Genomic DNA, 20,592 nt, shown 5'->3' with positions numbered 1-20,592 from the left:
AACTATTCATCACTGTTCACCTTATTTTCCGGTTCAAGGTGAACGGTTGGGTGAAGAGTGGTGATGAGTTTGATTTCAAGTCATCACCACTTAATAGTATGAACTTAAATAAAAATATTTAAAGGTGAACAGGGTGAACAGTTTTATTACTAATTCTTTAATAGGGGGGTAGATAAAAATTTTTTCTCTGGCAGGTGATCTTTCAGCTCTCCGTGTTACTGGGTTAATTTATTAGCCTGGTAACACGGAGAAGAAAAGCGTAGCGCGTCAGTGTGGTTTTAAGCTATTGAACTACGTTAAATTTAAGGTAGGTAATCACTTGATTTTGGATTGGAAATGACATTTGTCACATTTTTATTGAATGATCTTTGCTCATAGTGGAATGCTTAAAATTTTCTGGTATATCATGGAGATTATAAATTGTTCTATCAGTAAAATTGTATCGGCATAGGGAGAAAGGAGTATGGCTATAGGACACTTTTTGACTGTAGGAGATAAAACAAGTTGTGGAGGAATAATCCTTACAGGAATCAGCAACATCACGTTTTATGGGCGACAGGCTGCAACAGAAGGATCTCTTGTTACTTGTGGAAATCATTCGGGTAATTTTTCTATCGTAGGTGGTGTGAATTGCTTTTTTGATATGGGAACTAAACTGGCTGGAACGTTAGATAGCCAGAGCACTTGCCCTTGCGGAGCAAATCTTATTCACTCTATTCCAGATAGTTACCAAAATACAGTCCTCTCTCCTGGAAAGACAGAAACACAGGAATTACTCTCAGAAACCAAAAAATGGATTGGTTTTAGTGTTTCCCCTGAAATTGATTATTGCGGCATAAAATGTATTGCGACGCTTGATGATGGCTCAATTCTTAATGGTGAATTTAACCAAGAAAATAAAGTCATGTTTACATCAATAACAGGCCATAAGTGTGTAAAACTTGAAATAGAACATTTTGAAAAAGAAAGTTCTCCACAAAGTTTGACAGAAATCTTATTAAATAAAATTATTGGGTGAAATCATGGCATATGAAGTGGTAGAAGGGACTTATGTAGGAAAGCAAGAACATCCTATTGAAGATCCTATTTTAGATAAGGCAGTGGCAGCGTTAGAAGGTGCTTCAATTAAATTTTCTACCGATGTAATTAACGATGCTAATGTCAGACAAAGCTATACTTCAAATATTAAAAGAACGGTTTCTGAAATTAAGCAGATGGTGAATACAAAAAAAATATCAGTGAAAGAAGCCGCTGAATTTTGTTACGAAATGCGTAACCAAATTATGGCAGAGCATAGAAAATTCACGTCAGCACAAGGGTTGGCCTTTGCTGAGAGACATAAAAAAACACCTCCATCTTTTGAAAAACTTATTGATAAATATTCTCAGAAAAAATTTGGAAAAGTATTTGGTAGCCTTACTCCAGATCAAAAAAGTACAATTTACTATGAGATCATAGAAGCCTCAGCAAGAGATAACCCTAAATTCACAACGGCAAATAAACGATTAAAGGTTATAGGAAAAGTTGGAATTATCTTTACGGCAGTATTGGCAACACATGAAATATTGAATGCTGAAAATAAACCTAAAGAAGCGGTTAAACAAGGAATACAAATTGGAGGCGGTGCTGCTGGTGGAGCACTTGCTGGTTTAGCTGTATCTCCGGTATGTGGGCCTGGTGCTCCTGTCTGTGCTGTTGTTCTGGTATTAGTGGGTAGCGCAGCAGGGGCAATTGTTGGTTCGGTGGTTGCTGATACTTTAGATGAAGAAATAGAGGAATTTACCCGTTGGGCAATCAACTAACTGATATAGATTTATGTGAAGCGCTATCTAGTATCTTTGTAGATAATGAAGTGGATTATGAGTATATCGCTTCTGTAGCGAAAAATTTCCCTCTTGAACATGTTGAAATGGTTCTTTTCGAGTGGGTAGCTCCGGTGTGTTATACCAATGGTTTTACACCCACACCCCCTGTATGGATTTTTTTTGAACGTGAGCAACTTTGGGAGGATATTCAGGAATTACGGAGAAAACAGATGGCAGCAGGGATGATAGGAAAAATGCAAGTAAATATTAGGTGGTGTTTTTTACGCTGGTATCTTAAAAAAGAGTGGCAACATTTGAAGAAAAAATTGACAAGTCATTTTTAAGCAGAAAGTGAAAACTTTTCGTATAAAAATTATATAATTATATGATTAATAAATTAAAATCAACTACTATCTTACGCTGCATCACGGTAAACATTATTAATATGTTTGCACAAGACACTTAAACATATAGCTTAGTCAAAATATAAGAATTTTGTGAGTTACTATGTTAGTCACACCAGCACGATAACATACATATAACTCATTAAATATCTATAGATTATAGTAGGAAGTCCCATGAAGCATCATGAATATATCGTCATTGATGGTTTTAGTCGCAGCAATATGGGGCGTATATTGTCCATTGCTGCCTCAGTGCTATCTGCTTTTACTATTTACTTCCTCCTCAAACTGGTTGACCTGTCGCAATTGTGGTGGGGAATCGATGCCACATTACCGCCGTCTGTCTTATCGCTTGCTGGTGCAGGAATGATTTATTTTCTGCTATACCATGTTCTAAACAAGTACCTTTGGAAACGCCCTTTTGTTGGTCAGCTTATCAGCATGCCGAACCTTAGTGGTGAGTGGGAGGTATAGGTAAGACACTTCACCCTGAAGAGCGTATATGCGAGTGGAAAGGAGTCATTCGCATAGTGCAAACTTGGGATAAAGTACGCATCCGGCAGACAACGAACACCTCGCAGTCTGATAGTATTACTGCATCCGTGATTAACGATCAGGGTATCAGTTACCGCCTGCTTTACAACTATACCAACAGACCATTGGCGGGTAATGATGAGATGCAGTCTCATGTGGGATTTGTGGATCTTGAGTTTTCTGAGGATCTTAATTCTGCCATAGGAGAGTATTTCAATGGTAGAGGGAGAAATACATACGGTACCATGACTTTGAGGAGAAAAAACAAAAATGGCGGATTATAGTCAGAAGATTAAGCGGCTTAGCGAGCGCCGTAAATTACCCCGATCTTATACTGCGACTTATGACTCTGCTGAGAGTATCGCAGCTTTTGAGAGTATTACAGCTAATCTGAATAAAGCTGCTTTTACTGAAAAGTGGGAAACACGAGGAAAGCTCGATTCAGCAACACGCTATGCCCTAGGAGCTATGCAGGAAGTGGATCTTAATTATACTAGAATCTGCTATGAGACTGCTGAACGAGTTGAAAATCAGCTCAAGTCAGGGCTTTCTAAAGAAAGAATTAATGCATCATTCCACCTGCAAGGTTCTGTACCTCTCAATATTCATATCAAAGGCGTGAGTGATGTTGATTTGATCACTATTGATGAAGCATTACTGCTGGTTGACCGAGAAGGTATAAAAGCATCAAGCTATCCGGCAGCGACTAGATCAGCACTCGATGTACTCAGAACACTACGTAATAAAGCTGCTGATGTCTTGGATGCCGCATTCCCAGCGGCAAGGGGAGATAGATCAGGAGCTAAATCCCTTAAAATCACAGGTGGCTCTCTACCAAGAGAGGTCGATGTTGTTCCAGCAATATGGTGGGATACATCCAATTACCAGCGGTTCCAGCAAGAGGAGTATCGCGGAATAGCTATTTATGATAGTAAAAATTATGAATATATTTCTAACTTACCCTTTCTCCATATCAAACGTATAGAAGATCGGTGTGATAGATCTTTTGGTGTTTGGCCTACTGTGACGCTTGCTCAGGCAAGAGCAAAGCGCGATGAAGCTAAAAAGCTCTTAGTACAGGGCATCGATCCAAAAGCCGAACAGAAAGAAGCTCAAGCTGAGAATTCGGGGGCATATACTTTCGAAACTATCGCTCGTGAATGGCATGCCAGTAACAAGCGCTGGAGTGAAGACCACCGATCGCGCGTTCTACGCTATCTTGAGCTTTATATCTTCCCTCATATCGGTTCGTCCGACATTCGCCAGCTCAAAACCAGCCACCTGTTAGCCCCTATTAAAAAAGTTGATGCCAGTGGTAAACACGACGTTGCTCAGCGCCTGCAACAGCGCGTCACGGCCATTATGCGTTATGCCGTGCAGAAGATTACATCGACTCTAATCCAGCCAGTAATATGGCAGGTGCTTTATCGACAACCAAAGCGCGACACTATCCAGCTCTATCCTCTAGCCGGTTCCCTGAGTTTCTCGCACATCTTGCGGCATATCGTGGCCGCGTGATGACACGGATCGCGGTTGAGCTTTCATTACTCACTTTTGTGCGTCCAAGTGAGTTACGTTTCGTGCGTTGGGATGAATTCGACTTTGATAAATCTCTTTGGCGTGTACCTGCGAAACGGGAAGAAATTAAGGGCGTGCGTTACTCGTACCGTGGCATGAAGATGAAAGAGGAACATATAGTTCCACTTAGTCGCCAGGCGATGACTTTGTTACAGCAGCTTAAGCAGATTAGTGGTGATAAAGAGCTGCTGTTCCCGGGGGATCACGATGCAACTAAGGTTATGAGTGAAAATACGGTAAACAGTGCATTGAGAGCGATGATGCTATTGAGCGTCAGTTGAGTCACACAGAGCGCAATAATGTGAGAGCGGCATATCTTCATACTTCTGAGCATTTGGATGAACGTAGATTAATGGTGCAGTGGTGGGCTGATTATCTTGATGGCTGTAGTCAATGTCAGATCGCACCATATGAGTTTGCACAGATTGATAAATTATGACCCTTCTTCATCAGTAAGTTAGCGGTCTTGATGAAAGTTTCAGAAGATTTGCTGTGAGTTGGATTGATAAATGCTCTCTTTTTACTTCCAAATCCAGTTTTTCTTGATAATCTTTTTGACTGACGCATTGAATTAGACGTTCGAGGAAATGTGATGGATAGCGAAATAGAAATGGATAACCCACTTGCATCACCTCAGAGAGAGTCCGCTGGCGCTGACTCCTATGACCGTTTTGAATATCAATATCATTGGGCTTTATGTCAGGCCTTTTCGGCATACAAAGATGCTAAAGACTTCGCTGTATTCATGGAATATCATGAAGATGTGATTATTGCTGATTCTCTCGATAAAGAAAAAGTTAAATTTAAGTTTAACCAAGTTAAAGCTAACTCTTCTGGTAGTTATACGATTAGTAAGCTTACTAAGAGAGATAAGGGGAAAAAGGGTGAGAAACCTTCTCTTTTAGGAAAATTATGCTCTTCCGTTAATAAGAAAGGTTATTTAGGGAAAGTGACTGAGTTAAATTTCGTGAGCACAATAGGTTTCAATTTTTCGCCTAAAGATGGATTAAAATTGAGAGCCATTGGGTTGTCTGATCTGAATTCCGGTGATTTAACTTCTATTACAAACCATCTAAATAAAGAGGTCGATGAGTTCGCTTCCTTTCCGAAGGGGATAATTAGGTTTGTTTATTCTGATATACCACTTCAGAGTTATTATGAGCATACGATAACAAGAATTACAGATAGTGTTGAAGTCGTATTTCCTAAACATCTTTTGAAACCAAAAGATATTTATAGGGTTTTAATGGATGCACTTAGAATTCGGGGCAAAGATACTTTTGATTATGAAAAATGGGATGAAGTGCTTGTTAAAAAGGCATTAACTTATGATGACCTGCATAAGGTAGTAACAAAAGGTATATCTGGAGATAATTCAGAAGTCGATCTTGAAGCCGCTAAATATATTATTGATGACTTAACTGTTAGTGGTTTAGAAAAAGCTAAGCTATTAAAAGAGATTAATACATACTCTTTGCGTGTTTTATCTCCTTCATTAGCTATGCTTGAAGCCCGAAAGAGCATCCATGAAGTCATTATTAAAAACCGTTGCGAGTTAGGTGGTGCTATAATGTACGATTTACTCGAAAGATTCAGCAATGAAATACCAGAGAAAACAAAATCTTTATTTGACTCGGAAAGATCATTGGTTGCAGCGATTATATACGAAGTTATATCGAGTGAAATATAATGGAAAAAAACTATAAATTGTTGATTAGGAATTTAAGGGCAAAATTACATGAGAAAATTAATCTTAGAGAAAATAATAATAATATCTCATTCAACAAAATCCGCGAGGCAATTCGAGTTCGGAAGGAATCTGACTCTAATAACAGCTAATGATGGTAATAGCGTTGGTAAATCGACGTTAGCTAAAATGATTTTTTGGTCATTTGGTTGTGAGCCTTTGTTTTCCAAAGTTTGGAAAGAACTGGATTGCTCATCGATTATTAGCTTTAGTATTGATGGTGAGTCATTCGCTCTTCACCGTTATAAAAATCAAATGAGCCTTCGCAAAAGCGGCCAACTATTGAAGGTTTATGATAAAATCACAGATGCTTTTTCAAAGATATTTGCAGAGTTAGTCAAATTTGATGTCTTATTGCCTAAAAAAGACACTTTTAATTTAGAGGTCCCTCCTCCTGCTTATTATTTTTTGCCATTCTATATTGACCAGAAACGAACATGGGTGAAAGCATGGGATTCCTTTGCAAATTTGCAACAGTATAGTAAGTGGGCAAAGCCTGTTATATCTTTTCATAGCGGCCTTATTTCTAAGGAGCACTTTGCTATTGAAGAGGATATCTATGAAGTTAAGGCGCAGGTGAATGAAGTTGAAAATAATATCAATGAATTAACTAATGCCGTTACGATTTTAAAAAACAATATTACTCAGCAAGATTACACTGCCGACTCTGAAAGTTTGGTTAGTGAGATATTAAAATATGAAGAGTTAATTAAACTCAACTTGGAAGAATCTTCTAACTTAAAAATCGATATTGTTGGCCTTGATTCGCAATTAAAACTTGCTGAGTCCATAATCAGCGAATTAGACAAAGATTACATCTTTTCTGTTGAGAATATGAATGAAGGAAGCATTGAGTGTCCTACATGTGGAACAATTCACGAAAATTCAATAGCTCACAGAAGTAGCATTCTTATTGACAAAGAAACTGCCGAAAGACAATTGTCTTTATTACTGAATGAAAAGTCACTTCTTCAAAATAATTTAACTAGTTTGAATAAAGGGCTTTTAGAGCTTAAAGAAAAATTAACAAATGTACAATTGGCATTTGAAAAAAGCAATTCGAAGGAGTTCTCCGAGTTTACAACTAATAATGTCGACAAGCAAGTCGAGGTCATTGTCGGAAAGAAATCGGTTGATCTTGAAACCAAAAAAGTAAAAGAACAGGGGTTGAAAAAGACGCAAAGAGATCTAGTCACAAAGGCACAAAAAAATAAAATAAAAGAGAATTTTGCAGATACTTTCTTTAAGTATATAACGAAATTGAGGGTTAATATTGATGCTTCTTTTATAAAGAGCCCTCTTGATTATAACAAAATTTATGAAGTGGGGGGAGCTGCTGAAGATGCAAGAGCGATTTTAGGATATTACTTGGCTTTATATGAGCATATTTCAGAGCATTGTGGCGAAGTTGTTCCGCCTCTTGTTATTGATACCCCTAATCAACAAGAACAATCTACCGAGAACTATAATAAAATAGTTGAGGCCATTACTAGAGGGGTTACGGAGAACAAACAATATATTATTTGTGCAATGCAACATAGTGCATTGGATACTCTTTCACAAGATGCAAAAGTCATTCGTCTGGACGAAAGAAAAATACTTACATCTTCTGAGTATGAAGAAGCAAAAGACCTTGAAGAGGTATTTCTTTTTATTTGATTATCTTAGGTTGAAAAATTTTTATATCCAATACATGGCGATATGGAGATTAATTGTTGAAACAGGTTGGCGCGCAATTCTCTCCCCGCCACGCCTGCCCGCTTAAGGAGGCGCTTTTAATGCAGGTGAAAAGGTGGATTCAGGCCGCGCCGCGACTGCCACTGAAAAAGGGGACGTCCATCACATCACTACACTTTGCGGACGGCTAAACCATGCCCGTCACCAATTATTGTCTGGTAAATGCTACTGACACGCTTGCTGGAGCAGCACTATGGTCTGACACTGAACGACACGCCATTCAGTGATGAAACTGTTATTAAGGAACATATCGATGCGGGTATCTCTTTGGCCGATGCCGTTAATTTTCTGGTGGAAAAGTACGAGCTGGTTCGTATTGATCGCAGGGGATTCAGCTGGCAAGAGCAGTCGCCATACCTGCGGGCTGTCGATATTCTGCGAGCGCGACAAATAACTGGTTTGTTGCGACATAGCCGCAATCTCGCGATTCCCTGAATTTCCGAGCAGCCACCCGAATTACATCCTTAATATTTCTTCCGTGTTTACTCCTTTCAAAATGTGCCTGCTATTCCCTGCAGGCGCGTTTGTTTATTACGGACAAAATATCATGCAAAAAGAAACTGAAGTTTAACCGATCATAATGAGCTAACTTGCTCGACCAATATTGAACGTATCGCGAAGGGACCCGATGCCGTGTTAAACCAGATAGAAATCTTGTTCCAATAGCTTGATGAGTTTTCTCATTTTCCTTCCTTCGCTCGATGGCAATGTAGATAAGTATTGAGCAATACATCAGGAACATTCCTTCGATTGCTGGTTGTTTCAACCACTGGACAAAACGATGACAGTCATCACCCGTAATATTGCTCGCAGTATCTGGCGTAATCTAATGTTGTCGTAAGCATGCTAGCTTTAATAGATGTAGAGGTCCGTAGTCAGCGGGCATAGAGCCTTCGGGAGGATGAGTCCCCTCTCTGTTGCCTATCGGTTTGATCACACTTCTCAAGTTAAGCCGTTATCGTCGCAGGGCTTTAATAAGAAGATTGTAAGCTTATGATTTAAAGCCCGCTTCGTACCAAAGCGGACCCTTGTAGAGTGCAAATATTCAGGAAAGCAATATTGTTTTTCATGAATGGAGTTGATTATAATTAACTGATTTTATTATATTTAATTCGGGGTTGATTGTTATGCTAATATTCATAGACAAGATCTTAAGCATTAACTGTATATTTTAGATAGAAAAAAGGCTTCATTTATGATCTGATAATCGTCGCCAAATTCATATCAAAACCACGGATGAAGCCTGTGACAATTATCGCTATAAAACACCAGTTAATGCAATTTTTTAGTGACGTTTCTTTGCAAAAGATAGCGTTTGGCTGTGGATTTACCCAACGCATTAGAAATATTGAACCCCGTACCTTGCTTCTTAGCCTGATTGCAGCGCTCAGCACAGGTAAAATCACCTCTATTGCCCAATTACATCAGAAGTTTAATGGCCTGTGCCCTGAGGCTCAGCAACAAGTCAGTTACCGACCGTTTTACAATCAGTTACGTAAACCGGCCTTTGAGGAATTTGTAAAAATTATCGTTAGGTTTGTCATGGCACAATGGGTTGAAAAACAAGTGTCGATACCTAAAAAATTAGCTCAATTTCAAAATGTTATTTTGCAGGATGGCAGTTCATTCAACGTGCATCCTGCTCTCGCGGAGGTTTTCCCCTCTCGATTCAAAACAACCTCTGCCGCCATTGAATGCCATATGACGATGTCGTTATTGAGCCAGACACCAACGGGCATGGCGGTGACGGCGGATACCGCGTCTGAACGGGCTTATTTGCCTGCGCCGGCAACATTACGGAGGCAACTCTTGCTTGCGGATGCAGGATATCCGGATTTTGATTATTTTGAACAACTCTCCCATTTTGGCGCTTCATTTATTGTCAGAGGAAGCAAATCTCTGAATTCTCAGATTGTCGCCGCGCATAATGGACAAGGGAAACCACTGCGAAAACTGGCCGGAAAAACCTTAAAAGAAGTCACCCGCAGAACTAACCGGTCAGAAGTCTTAGACCTATGTTGTAGGAGAAAAGGCTATGAATTCCGGATCATCCGTCGCTGGTTTGCAGAAAAGAAACGGTTCTGCATTTGGCTGACAAACTTACCGCCAGAGGAGTTTACCGCGAATAACATCATGGACATTTATCGTTGCCGCTGGCAGGTCGAATTGTTATTCAAGGAATTGAAATCACACACCAACTGGCAAGGATTTACCCCCCGAAAAGCGTCGTTAGTCACCGGGCTTATCTGGTCAAGTTTGCTCGCATTGCTGGTCAGGCGAACAATGGCAAGACGACTATTTCCAGAGGTGGCTTTGCTTAAAGCCGCCCAAAATACAGATACATGGTTACGGCCGATAATAGAAAATTTGCTCCAACGAGCCTGGTCGGAAACCGACTTTCTTCTCGAAAAGGCGAGAGGATATTTATTTCGGAATGCCTGTAAAACGCAACAAAGAAAATCATGCAAAAACAAGACATTGGATGCGTGTTTTGAAAGGCTTAATTCTTAAGATCCTGTCTATGTATCACTCCTATCTTGCTTATTATGAAAGGCAATAATCTGAATAAACCCGTTTCTGTAACTCGTTTTGGCATGGATATGCCGGTGGCGCTTGCGGAGTATGGTCAGCATTACTTGCGTAAGAAAAGTAAACAAGGTATTCGTAGCAACCTGAGCCTGAATCTTGATAGTGCTATCGAATGGATGCTGAAACTGACAAGGAATAGCCTGCCAGAAGAATAATTTTTCCTGCTTTATTGTCACCTATACTAGAATATATAAATAATTCTGGTATATCCTGTCCTGCGGTATATCAAAAACATGCAATTATCATGGGCAAGATAAAGAATTTTTCAGCTAGGTTAGTTTTAGAAACGAAATGATAGGGAGAGTTAAATGTGGATTAAGTCATTATTTAATATGCTGATAATAATGTTATTATTTATTTTTAGCAACATAGGGTTTATTTCTATTGATTTAACTATAAAAGAAGTAATAACTCTACGGGCAAGCAAAGAATACACTCCATCTGAATTGTCTTTTTTTATTAGTGCTACTGATTATATAATGCTGACTAATAATTTTTTATTTGTTTTATGTACCATTCTGTTTTTGTTACGAAAAAAATTAAAAAACAGTTTAGGAATGATTTTTTTTATATTTTTAATTGCCTCATTAAATAACATATTTATCTATGTTTTAAACTTTTCGGCTTTTTTTAAATTTATTAAAAACCATAACATACATTTTATATTAATTTCATTTCCTATATCAATAGTTATTATTTATATCCTTGCAAGGAAGAAAACATATGAACAATAGAGAGATAATTAGGCAGTCAAGAATCTTAGATGAACTTGATTCACATACATTAAATATGTATGACACTACCTGTCGATGGTTGCCTAAGGATGTTTTTTTATGGGTGGAAACAAAGGGAACAGGCCATACATTTATTTCTGTTCATGCAGAAAGTGGAATAAGTGTATTTACCTATGGTCGTTACGCTGATACTGGGCCGTTAGGAATAACTGGGGATGGTGTTTTAATTTGGTTGCAAAATAATGAAGCAATAGAATATATGTCAACCGAGCTTTATAGAATGGAAGCTCAAGTTTATAATATTAGAGATGCTGATATTTTTGCAATAACTAGATATTTTAAAGGACTATGGTACACAGGTAAAAATATAGGTGAAACTTCCGCGCCCGAATCCACTCAGAGATTTGGAAAAATAATTGATACTTATGATGTAACTGGAGTGAACTGTACAACTCACTCCGTTAAAGCACTTAATTTCGCAGGCAGTGTAGTTTTTAAAAGAAAAAATATATTTTCTATCAATTATACTGAGGATTTTACCATCCCATATTCATTGCGAATATATATGAATGATATTGATACACTTAAAAAAAGTATGATTATCACTGATGTTACATGGAGTTTTAAGCAACAGATGAGGAATACTAAAGGATTAGTTCCTTTAAATGGAGCGGGGAAAGTGCAAGGAGTACTTGGTGTTGGTGCTAAATCTTCGGATACGTTAGGCACTCAAAGTAGTGGTTACGGTGGTGCTACTTTTGGTGGTTCGTCCGGTTGGAATTACACCCCGAAAGAAGAGTAATCACAAATAATATGGCTCAATCGTTAATTATAATAAAAGCGCCGATTCAGGCGATTTTATTATTTATGCAGGTGGAGCCCCGAGGTTATACCAAGAAAAATACCTTTCCGTTATGATATATACGCATCAAACTTCAAATTGCAATTTACAACACGATATGAAGCCTGATTTCTCCCCGCTTCGCGGAGAGAAATCATACGCATCTTGAAGTTAGATTGGTATAGATGTTCAAGCTAATATACGTAACTGAAATAAGGAAAGGTGTCTGTGGGGATTACTGCCCGCTCAATTACCAGCGAACGGCTCCACCAGCTCACAGGGTACAAAGCCCAGGTGCTGCGGACAATGCAAAGCCCTTTAGCGGACTTAACTCACAAAATTGCGTAAAACTTTCACCTGACCTTATAACCCATTGATAAAGCTAAAATACCCTGAAGCGCAGAGTTTGGAGCGATATGTAAAGCTGCACATCGTTCGGCTTCCTTCATTGGAGGATTCTGAGAATATCAATGAGTTGAGTTTAATTCCGGCGTTTTAGTGGAATCGACTTAATTTACTGGCATATAAAGCTTGTTCAGAATCTTTACTAAAATGCTTTTTAAAAACCTTTACATTAGGCAAAACCAATATATCCTGTTTTTAACATATTTTTGCCCTTAATTTTTTTCGTAAACCAAACTTATAGTGAATGGGGGGGATTTAAAAATGTCGTTATTAGATGCTAATGAATTTGGAGGAAATTGGGTATTTCGCTTCAATCAAACTCTGCATTTTCCCCTTAATTTCTCTTCAACTATGCAAAATGGAGCCTGTAGTAGTTTAGTAATGGCTTGGGTAAAGATGCACAAATCAGGAAAGTCTCACCTATTTCCAGGAAATATAAAATTTCCTAGTTACATAAAAATAGTTGAAAATCTTAAAGCTAAAAGTATGGATAGCATTAAATTTCTTAATGAAAATGGATTATTATATATACATTTAAGCCGTTATGATGAAAACAATATTGTAAAAAACTTGGCAACTATCAATGAAGGTTATGAAGCTTTGGCTTATGAAGATCATGCTATTGGGTTAGCAGTAACTTTCTATGGTGTCGACTTTTTTGATCCTAATTTTGGTTGCGTTCATTTCCCGACACGTTGTCATCTTAGAGAATGGTTTAAGGAAAGATATTGGCCTAACCGTGATGGAATAGGGGCGATTGCAAGGCCATGTAATGACATTCTTGTGTACTCAATTGTATAAATCTACAAGCCGTGATCGCACTATAGTGGTATCAGGATCTCGGACACTTCATAAGTCTGCTAATCTGATGAATAGTGAAAGTGGGTATGACATCAATTTATTGAATCGTACATAGTATGCCTATTTGGAGTACACTTTCCGTCATCCTTGGCAACTGAAATTTGTTTATACCACATGTTATCCTGGCACACATAAGCAATGGCCATTAATGGGATGTCGGGCAACAGTGCGTGTTATAAGGATTGGCCCAAATATCATTCTTCGCCACTTAATTTTTCGGCTTTTATATGTACTAATCCGTTCCCCAGCTCATTAATGCCGAAGTTACTACATCTATCGGGAGGAATTCTTGTTCAAGGCGTCCGCATTGTAGATTAGCTAAATAGTAATAAAAATCAGCTTCTTCGTTCAGCAAACCATCAGGAATGGTGTCTTGTGCTTTTACCGGCTCAGGAACAGCCTTATGACTGGCATGTTCATCAAACAACTCTCGATGCATTAGTAATGCAGAAAGAGTTGGGTGATATTTTCTGGCTCTTGCTAACATCAAAAGTCCCCAGGTATCCATATCTCCCCAGTAGGCAACGGATTTTTCTTTCAGAGCAGGGTTAGATAACCATTGCAAATCAAGTCCTGTGCCTAAGATGGCGATAGTGTCAGGTAAAGTTGGTAGTTGATGCTGGCATTGTTCATTTTCAATGATGAGCAAGCGTGGAGCAGGCAGTTTAATTTCAGCCAGTTCTGCCGTGGTGACTTTACTTTTTTTAAAGGGTAATAATTCTGGTGACAGCGGTATTACTAGTACCCAATGGTTGTTTTCATCAAGAGCATTCAGAAAATCTGTTAAACCTTGTTTACTGGCTTCTCCCATAAAACGTTCGTCCAAGAGCCTGGTTAGTAATGATGTATTATTTTCAATAAATTTTGTATCCACCCCTAGCCCTGACAATAATCTCAATGGTAGTCCATTTGCGTATCCCGGTGTTAAGCGGTTGGCCAACTTGGCTGCCGTAATGACCTCTTGAGGATTTCGATATATCCAAAGCGAACGATTCTTGATCAATAGTGGATGAAAAACTGTGTTGACATGTTCGATAATTTCCTCAAGTAATCTGAACTCACAGCTGACCACTGGATCCTTGGTGGCATTAATCCATTCTGAAGGCTTCTGTAAAACCCAACGCAATGGCATGGATATTGGCATATTACTTGCCCGATAACTCACTAACTCCCATTCGACTCGTCCGATCTTCACATTCCTCCATGCCTGAACATGTTCCAAAACTTGTTGAGTATTTTTAGTAAATTCCCTTGAGGTGGGTTTACCAATGGGGATACTCAATGGCCAGTTACCTGGGGGGAGTAGGCGTTCAGCACGGAGCTTTGAGTTGTACCATTGGTTGGAAAGTTTCTTAGCGATTTCGTCAGGGGAGTTCATGTTGCTAGTGTGTTCTCCGTTGATCGTGTTTTTCAAGCTCTTCCCAACTCAGGGAAACCATATTTGAATTCTGGCCGCGTCGATGGACGACGATAGCCGAGCGAGTATGATGGCGCAACAGCCGCATTTCCTTGTTAGGTGTGATAAATATTGCGTGCAGACCAAACTCTTTGAGTGCGGCAATGATCCTGCCTGCAACCGCATGAGAACTACGGGAAAAAGCTTCATCAAGAATAATAGTGCCGAAAAGCGGATGGCTACTACCTTTGGGGCAAAGTGCATAACTGAGCGATGCGGTAAGCACGTAGGAAGCAATAATCTCCTTTTCTCCGCCGCTACCGCCTTGTGAGCCAGTGCGTGATTCAATCACATTACCAGTATGGCGGTTCATCACCGACACGGCGAACTCCAGACGAAAACGTGGATCCAGCAACGTTTTTGCACCTAGAGTTCGATTTCTCTCGCAGGCATCCCGAAGCAATGCAACCAATTCTTGTAAGGCTTTATAATGGCTTTCACCGTTATCATCAACAAACCGTGCGGCATTTAACTGACGCTGAGCTTTTTCAAACGTGCGTAGGCTTTCATGGTTTACTTTCTTTGTTACCAGCCGTAGGTAGCGGTCTGGCTGAAAATCAACCCTGAACATTGTGGCGTTTAGTTCGCTTAGACGCTCTTCGATCATTAACACTTCATGTTCAATATGGCTGAACAATTGTGTTACGCCATCATCGGACGAGCGGTTCAAATAGTCCAAAAAACGGTGGAGTTTTTCTGGTAAGGCTTCTTCGGTCAGTTTCTGCAAGCGCTGCAAATAAGCTGGAATATCTTCCAGAACTGTGCCTATTTCAGCAAGTGCCCCAGTATCCACGCGTTTGGCTTCGGACATGCGCCGAGTCAGTTCCATGTTCAAGTCGTGCAGTTTTTCTTTAAGCTTTTCGATTTCATCCTGGAGTTTGCGCATATGTTGGCGTTCCAGCTCATGAATATCAGACAGTTGTTCTATTGTTATTATTGGGAAGTGTAGGGCGCTTAATTGCCGATCTTCCGCCGATATTCCTTGTTGTGCAACCCGCTGTGCCTGTTGCTCTGTAGCTAAAGCCGTTTCGAGGCTTTTTTCCAGTCTGCCGGAGTCTTTATTGGCTTTCTGAAGCTGCTTTTCTAGTTCATTTTCAACTTGTTGTGCCTGGGTCATCAGTAACTTGGCAGCACTTGCATCAGAATCTGGGTGGGTTAAGTTTTCCAGTTTTTCCTTTAGTTCAGCTAGCCGTCTCATGGCGCCCTGAACATCGATATTATGGAAGTCAATTTGCTGAATTTTTTGGAGTAAAATAACCTGATGCTGGAGCTGGCTTGCCTCACCTTTTACCGACTCTAGTTCTTGATCTGCGATCACCATCTGTTCCTGAAGCCTGGAAATTTCCTTCGCCAGGAAGGTCATGCGATCCCGATTATCAAACCCTGTCAACCAGTCCTCATCAAGGCGTTTCTGGTCCTGTTTGTCGTAAAAGTGTTGCTTGCCAGACATTAGTCCTTGAACGGTCATGGCATGGGGGATATTGCGCAACTGTTCGGGGCTGTCAATACAATGGCGATCAATATTTGCTAGTAGCACTTTTACTGCCTCTATCCAGGGATGGTCCTTCCACAGCAGTTTGTGGGTGAAACCATCGTCAAAAAATCTGGCGGGAGAATGCGGTAATTTTACTTCCAGTAATCTCACATGCAGACGATTATGGCGTTGGTTTACCCAGCGTAACGCTACTGGTGCAGATTCCGGTGAGACAAGGATACGCAGCCGATGGCTACCGATAGCGCGTTCAATGGCACCACGCCATGGAGCTTCTTTCGGCTTAACCTGAATCAGTTCTGCCACGAAAGGAAGGTTGGTTTCATCAATATTTAGTGCTTGTGCTAACTCACTGCGGAATGCCTGATAATGAACGGGGAGGTTAGAGTCCGGACGTCGTGAAATCTCGGTGCTTTCCAACTCCAGCTGACGAAGTTGCTCGGCCACGTTGTGCCTGAGAGCGCCTTTTTGATACACCTCATCTTGTTTAAGCTTTATCTCGTGGGTGAGTTGCTCCAATCTGGCCTCAGCTTCATGCTGGTTCTCCTCCAGCTGTGGTTGAGTCAGTACAGATGAAAATCCAAGATTATGTGTCAGTTGCTGGTACTGGTGCGCTAGTGTTTCTCGTTGGGTGAGGGTGCTCTGCCAGTCGTTAATACGGTCGTTCAGTTCATCAATATTTGCACCACCAACCTGTAGATAACGCTGCATGCAGTCGGTAATGACTTTTTTCTGAGATTCAAGCTGCACCCGAAGATGAGCTTCTTTGGTTTCTGCCTCATCAAGCGCCGTCTCAATATGACGGATTTTTTGTTGCCAGAGATGGCTTGCCTGTTCTGCAAACCAGATGGGCAACAACGATTCCAGTACCAGCTTGTCAGCAAGCTGTATTTGCTGTTCTTGATGTTTAGCCCAGTTTAGGGCAATAGGCTGTAAGGATTGTTGTTGCTTGCGAGCGGTTTCCAGCTCCTGATGGATCTCGGTCAGGTCATCAAAGCTGTTGGCGACTTCCTTTGCTCGCTCAAAAGCGGAATGGTCGTCAAGTACCAGATCGCGGAAAATTTCATCGATACTGTTTAGCTGCTTTAATCCTGCAGCACGGTTGAGCAGAGTAAAGGCGTTCTCTCCCACATCGAAGTAGTCCCTCAGACGAGCCAGGTATTGTTTTTTATTCGACCATGTCCAGAGTCCGGTCGTCTCTTTTTCCATTTGCTTTAGCAACCGTGTGCCGCCGTCATGATAGATGTTCAGCCAGCGTTCAAGTGTCTGTTCTGGACTATCGCTGAATAACCAAAGCCTTTTCATATCCGTTGCACTGAAGCTGGTTGTGTCAAACCACAGCAGCGCCCCCAGGCGTACCAGTTGCCCCTCACGCTCCAGTGTTGCAGCAATACCTGTCACAGTTTTCCCTAATCTGGCGATATGTGATTGTCCTTCTCCTCCATCACCAGGGCCAGACACTCCCCGTACGTAGGAGATTAAATCCCGGTCACTTTCATGCCCACCCGTTGAGGCCAGATTATAGCGAGGATTAGCGCAAAGCAGTGTCATCAGTGCGTCTACTAGAGTCGTTTTACCACTTCCGGTTGGGCCAATCACTGCCGTACCTGCCTGATTGATGGCCGCCTGATGCAATCCTTGAAATCCCCCCCAGTTAAATAGTTCGATACTGGTGAGAATAAAAGAGTCATTTTTCATCAGGAAAGTCTCTTGCTTCATGCTTCCTCCTCGCTGTTATCTTTTTTAGATGTGTCATCAAAGGGAGTCTGGTGTGCGACCTGTTCCCGTAGCCATGTTAGTAATGCTTGAAGGTTTACCGGATCAGCGAGATGGGCAATGACTGGACGAATAGTGATTCGCTCATGGTCATCTGGCGACGTCACTAATCCATGGACTTTCAATTGATCCAATAGATTAATCAACCGTGTTCGCTCTTTTGACTCGCTTCCCGGATCGCCAAGGTAGACCTGTAATTGTGGAAGAAGATCGTCTATGGCTATCTGCACCTGGTTAGCTCCGATTCCACTCTCTTGCTCCCAGGCGATAAAATGCTGGCGCAAAATAGCTACCAACAACGATTGTTCTAGATTTAACCTCTGCCGCCGCACCAGTGGATGTGACCATTCATTCTGCTCCTGAACCTCATCAAGCTTGACTTTGACATACAGCACACCGCGAATTTCATCTATACCAATATCTAGATCGAGTGGTTCTAAAATTCGGATGATTTCTTCAGGGTGGGTCAACACAGTGCGGTACAGTTTGGGTTTATTTGCCTCTTCTAGCAGACCATACTTAAGCAGTTCTTGGGCGGCCTCTCGTATTTTTTTCACGGTTCGCGTTTCGCTGCCAGCGATGTTTTCCTCTATATGCTCGGTTACATCGTTATGCTCGGTTACATCATTGCCTTGCTGAGCCGAATTATTGTCAGAATCTATTGCATTATGCTGATTGATAAATTTGTCAAAAAATCCCGCCATGCTTGTCACTCCCAGTCAATATCTTCCAGTGCCTGGCTTTCCAGCCTAGTGGTAGGTAGATTGAATCGCCAGAGGTGATCTTCGTCCTCACTAAGTTCAACATACTCACGTTGATCGTCTCTCACGTCGATGCCTGCTTCTCTTGCCATTCCAATCCAGAAGGCAAAAGTTTCGAGATCGTGAACAGGCGGCAGCAATGTCGCCAGTTCAGCAAGGCCAATGGGTCTATTTTCCTCCTTCAATAGCTGTAGTGTCTGATAGAATAACGTTTCACGATCTAACCCATGAAAAGCATCCCAGAAATCATCACCGATTTGTGCTAGATCGGCGACATGATGACTAAGATCGAGCGTTTGCTCTGCTTCATCATCGACTTCTTTGAAACGAAGGCGTTCAATGACAGGGATCCCCCCTACGGCTACTCCAACAGCGGGAAATGGCACTTCCTTTTTGCGTACAGCTTGGCGCTGCCAATTAAGTTTTAATGCTAAGTTAAAGAATTCATTAAGCAAATGTCCGACACGATGATGTTCCGCGGCGAGGCCGGTTTTCATAAAGCTTCGAACATCTTGTTCGCTGCGGGCTCGCGCCTGAAGTACCGTTTGCGATTCATCTACAAGGCGTTTTACTAGCCAACGCAGTTCATGACGTTGTATACGGCTTAATGCATTAGCAGCGGCAGGGTGACTAAGAATAACGCTTAATCGTTTACTCATTGTGGTCAGTTCAGCAGACTGGCGAAGTTGTTGTTGAAAACTGTCGAATACCCTTCCTTCAGGAGTATTGAGTAGCGCTTCCTGATCGTTAAGCAGACGATCAACGATTTCCCCTCGATGATATTGCTCACCAATAATCGATTGTCGGAGAACACGATAGGCTTCACGCCAAGAATCTTCAACACGCCGAAAATCGGCTCTCAGACTCGTGGCCAGATTGAAGACTTCGCGAATATGTTCAATTGCCTGATGTGTTTCTAGTATTTCAATATGTCCGGCTTCTGCCTTTTGTAACTCGCGTTCAAGCTCGGCTATTCGGCGGCGTAACACAAAAATTCGGTTAGCCGGATTAGGATTAAGACTGGTTTCCAGGTTTTCGATTTCTCTTTGTACAATGGATAAGCGAGAAGCGGTGGAAGTCATAAAGCGGTTATCAAGCGTTTCAACAAAAGTGATGGAAATCTCAAGTGCATCGGTTGCAAATATACGTCCATCACGCTCGACAATTAGGCGACGTTTAATCCATTCTCGTAGTTCACGGCTTGCCTGAAGATGGGGTTATCCTGTTTAATTTCATATTGTTCGTGGTTTACGTGATCCATAAGAATGTTGGCAAGATGCTGAATAGCATGTTCAAGAGGAATACCGTCGTTTGATTCCTCAAACAAGGTTTTCAGGCAACTTAATACGAGTGGGGCGCGTCGGGTGGCAAGGAGTAACCAAGCTGGATGTTGATTTCTTGCTGAAATATAACTGTCTGTGCGTTGCTTGATATTTTCTTTCATATCGCAGACCTTCATCTATTTCGGTTTTAAGGTAACAGTCTGGGTTATGCTCAGAAACAAATTTGAAGTATGGCTTGCGCTTACGAAGATACTTCGGTTTATCCAGATTGGCGCAGGTCACCTGAGTTTGACAATTCGGTTCTGGGTATTCAAAAAGATATTTTGAGGTTAGGAGTCCCTCAGAAAAAAGTTTATCCGCTTCCTCTGCTGTGATGTCTTTTCCTATATTCTAGACTACGCGCCTGCTTCAGTTTCATTATGCCTCCCGTTTAAATATCGCCCCTTTTTCTTTTGAAAAGATTCATTCTTAAAACACAGAGTAATTTCCACCGTCATGTTCGATTTTGGTATTTTATTTTTTATTTAAAATTATATGGGTTAAAGTGAACAAGTAGTGGTGGAAAGTCACAGGCAATTGATTTCTCTTA

The 20,592-nt window shown here is 41.0% G+C and carries 16 protein-coding genes and 5 pseudogenes; 15 read left to right on the top strand and 6 right to left on the bottom strand.

Annotated features, from left to right (window positions below):
- The first annotated feature begins 463 nt into the window (after positions 1 to 463).
- The 15 genes and pseudogenes from WDV75_RS19345 (at position 464) to WDV75_RS19280 (ending at position 13,175) form a co-directional block, all read left to right on the top strand.
- A complete protein-coding gene (locus WDV75_RS19345) occupies positions 464 to 1,018 on the top strand; it encodes a PAAR domain-containing protein (protein ID WP_337927180.1) in 555 nt (184 codons plus the stop codon).
- Between the two features lie 4 nt (positions 1,019 to 1,022).
- Positions 1,023 to 1,802, top strand: coding sequence for a hypothetical protein (locus WDV75_RS19340; protein ID WP_273570995.1), 780 nt, complete (start codon positions 1,023 to 1,025; stop codon positions 1,800 to 1,802).
- Entirely contained in the window at positions 1,787 to 2,149 is a 363-nt protein-coding gene (locus WDV75_RS19335; RefSeq protein ID WP_273570996.1) for a DUF7079 family protein, read from the top strand. Before WDV75_RS19340 ends, WDV75_RS19335 begins: the two co-directional genes overlap by 16 nt.
- A gap of 234 nt (positions 2,150 to 2,383) precedes the next feature.
- Complete coding sequence (locus WDV75_RS19330) at positions 2,384 to 2,683, top strand: hypothetical protein (RefSeq protein WP_273570997.1); 300 nt, start codon at positions 2,384 to 2,386, stop codon at positions 2,681 to 2,683.
- 56 nt (positions 2,684 to 2,739) lie between these two features.
- A complete protein-coding gene (locus WDV75_RS19325; protein WP_338860326.1) occupies positions 2,740 to 3,027 on the top strand; it encodes a hypothetical protein in 288 nt (95 codons plus the stop codon).
- Between the two features lie 700 nt (positions 3,028 to 3,727).
- A pseudogene (locus WDV75_RS19320) lies at positions 3,728 to 4,760 on the top strand (tyrosine-type recombinase/integrase); the annotation flags it as partial.
- A gap of 153 nt (positions 4,761 to 4,913) precedes the next feature.
- Positions 4,914 to 6,011 carry a DUF4297 domain-containing protein gene (locus tag WDV75_RS19315; RefSeq protein ID WP_273570999.1) on the top strand — a complete coding sequence of 366 codons (1,098 nt, stop codon included), beginning with the start codon at positions 4,914 to 4,916 and terminating at the stop codon, positions 6,009 to 6,011.
- A 48-nt stretch (positions 6,012 to 6,059) separates the two neighbouring features.
- Positions 6,060 to 7,727, top strand: coding sequence for a hypothetical protein (locus WDV75_RS19310; RefSeq protein WP_273571000.1), 1,668 nt, complete (start codon positions 6,060 to 6,062; stop codon positions 7,725 to 7,727).
- A 195-nt stretch (positions 7,728 to 7,922) separates the two neighbouring features.
- A pseudogene (locus WDV75_RS19305) lies at positions 7,923 to 8,240 on the top strand (TA system toxin CbtA family protein).
- A gap of 112 nt (positions 8,241 to 8,352) precedes the next feature.
- Positions 8,353 to 8,690, top strand: a pseudogene (locus WDV75_RS22230) (restriction endonuclease subunit M); the annotation flags it as partial.
- Between the two features lie 360 nt (positions 8,691 to 9,050).
- Positions 9,051 to 10,316: an IS4 family transposase gene (locus tag WDV75_RS19300; RefSeq protein ID WP_338860325.1), complete on the top strand. Its 1,266-nt coding sequence runs from the start codon at positions 9,051 to 9,053 to the stop codon at positions 10,314 to 10,316.
- Positions 10,317 to 10,326: 10 nt separating this feature from the next.
- Positions 10,327 to 10,549 (top strand): annotated as a pseudogene (locus tag WDV75_RS19295) (hypothetical protein); the annotation flags it as partial.
- A 153-nt stretch (positions 10,550 to 10,702) separates the two neighbouring features.
- Entirely contained in the window at positions 10,703 to 11,128 is a 426-nt protein-coding gene (locus WDV75_RS19290) for a hypothetical protein (protein WP_273558530.1), read from the top strand.
- The gene (locus WDV75_RS19285) at positions 11,118 to 11,930 is read left to right on the top strand and encodes a hypothetical protein (RefSeq protein ID WP_273558528.1); all 813 of its coding nucleotides are present in this window, start codon (positions 11,118 to 11,120) and stop codon (positions 11,928 to 11,930) included. The genes WDV75_RS19290 and WDV75_RS19285 overlap by 11 nt, the downstream gene beginning before the upstream one ends.
- 705 nt (positions 11,931 to 12,635) lie before the next feature.
- On the top strand, positions 12,636 to 13,175 hold the full coding sequence (locus WDV75_RS19280; RefSeq protein WP_273558526.1) for a YopT-type cysteine protease domain-containing protein: 540 nt from the start codon (positions 12,636 to 12,638) through the stop codon (positions 13,173 to 13,175).
- 292 nt (positions 13,176 to 13,467) lie between these two features.
- Here the strand turns inward: WDV75_RS19280 and WDV75_RS19275 are convergent, their stop codons facing one another.
- The 6 genes and pseudogenes from WDV75_RS19275 to WDV75_RS19250 all read right to left on the bottom strand — a co-directional run bounded on the left by WDV75_RS19275 (position 13,468) and on the right by WDV75_RS19250 (position 20,164).
- A complete protein-coding gene (locus tag WDV75_RS19275) occupies positions 13,468 to 14,613 on the bottom strand; it encodes a Wadjet anti-phage system protein JetD domain-containing protein (protein ID WP_273558524.1) in 1,146 nt (381 codons plus the stop codon).
- A gap of 4 nt (positions 14,614 to 14,617) precedes the next feature.
- Positions 14,618 to 16,012, bottom strand: a complete 1,395-nt coding sequence (locus tag WDV75_RS19270; RefSeq protein ID WP_420497506.1) for an SbcC/MukB-like Walker B domain-containing protein — start codon at positions 16,010 to 16,012, stop codon at positions 14,618 to 14,620.
- Positions 16,013 to 17,746: 1,734 nt separating this feature from the next.
- Positions 17,747 to 17,881, bottom strand: a pseudogene (locus WDV75_RS19265) (ATP-binding protein); the annotation flags it as partial.
- A 17-nt stretch (positions 17,882 to 17,898) separates the two neighbouring features.
- On the bottom strand, positions 17,899 to 18,663 hold the full coding sequence (locus WDV75_RS19260; RefSeq protein ID WP_273558520.1) for a DUF4194 domain-containing protein: 765 nt from the start codon (positions 18,661 to 18,663) through the stop codon (positions 17,899 to 17,901).
- A gap of 5 nt (positions 18,664 to 18,668) precedes the next feature.
- Complete coding sequence (locus tag WDV75_RS19255; RefSeq protein ID WP_337927170.1) at positions 18,669 to 19,886, bottom strand: DUF3375 family protein; 1,218 nt, start codon at positions 19,884 to 19,886, stop codon at positions 18,669 to 18,671.
- Positions 19,886 to 20,164 carry a DUF3375 family protein gene (locus tag WDV75_RS19250; protein ID WP_273558519.1) on the bottom strand — a complete coding sequence of 93 codons (279 nt, stop codon included), beginning with the start codon at positions 20,162 to 20,164 and terminating at the stop codon, positions 19,886 to 19,888. The genes WDV75_RS19255 and WDV75_RS19250 overlap by 1 nt, the downstream gene beginning before the upstream one ends.
- Positions 20,165 to 20,592: the final 428 nt, after the last annotated feature.

The sequence above is a fragment of the Xenorhabdus griffiniae genome, from assembly GCF_037265215.1.
Taxonomy (GTDB): domain Bacteria; phylum Pseudomonadota; class Gammaproteobacteria; order Enterobacterales; family Enterobacteriaceae; genus Xenorhabdus; species Xenorhabdus griffiniae.
The sequence above is the reverse complement of the archived record's forward strand: the minus strand, read 5'-3'. Positions and strand labels throughout refer to the sequence as shown.